This window comes from Psychrobacter sp. 1U2 (genome assembly GCF_051847575.1).
Genome location: NZ_JBPYDC010001011.1, coordinates 1 through 741, shown reverse-complemented (window position 1 = coordinate 741; position 741 = coordinate 1). Strand labels below are relative to the sequence as shown.

General features: G+C 42.8%; 1 protein-coding gene. It reads left to right on the top strand.

Annotated elements, in window-relative coordinates; all coding sequences use genetic code 11:
• Nucleotides 1-25 precede the first annotated feature (25 nt).
• Nucleotides 26-741, top strand: a 716-nt coding sequence (locus ACS8FD_RS20080) for a flavin-containing monooxygenase (RefSeq protein WP_439277164.1), incomplete at its 3' end; no start/stop codon positions are given.

The window sequence follows — 741 nt, the reverse complement described above, 5'->3', positions numbered from 1 at the left end:
CTCTGGAATTGGTATGGCATGTCGCTTGCAGCAAAACTATCAAAAGCTGTTCAATCATTCTTTGAAGGCAAAGAAGCGCAATAAAGATAAAGCTACCAAGCCATTTATTATATTAGAGAAGCGTGCAGACTTGGGCGGTACATGGGATTTGTTTACTTACCCTGGTATTCGTTCGGACTCTGATGCTTTGACTTTTGGTTATAGTTTTCGTCCATGGTTAGATCATAAGATGTTAGCCAAAGGTGATGACATCAAAAGCTACATAGCAGAGACTGCGCGCGAGTTTGAGGTTGAAAAACATATACGCTATCAACATGACGTGCAGCAACTATCTTGGTCAAGTATTGCTAAACAGTGGACTGTCGTGGTCAAAAACCATGCTAGCGGTGAAGTATATACGATGACAGCGAAATTTATCGTTGGTGCAACTGGTTATTATGACTATGATGCAGGATATCGACCACATTTTGAAAGTGAAGAGCAATTCCAAGGTGATATCGTGCATCCACAGTATTGGCAAGATGTGGATTATAACGATAAAAATATCGTAGTGATTGGTAGTGGTGCGACTGCGATGACCTTAGTACCAGCGCTAGTCGATGAAAATGGTGAGCAATGTGCGCGTCATGTAACCATGCTACAGCGCTCACCGACTTATGTAGCCAGTGTGCCGGGCGATGATTATGCACTTGACTGGCTAGCGGGTAAGTTTTCACCTTTATCAAAGCATCAGGCATATAC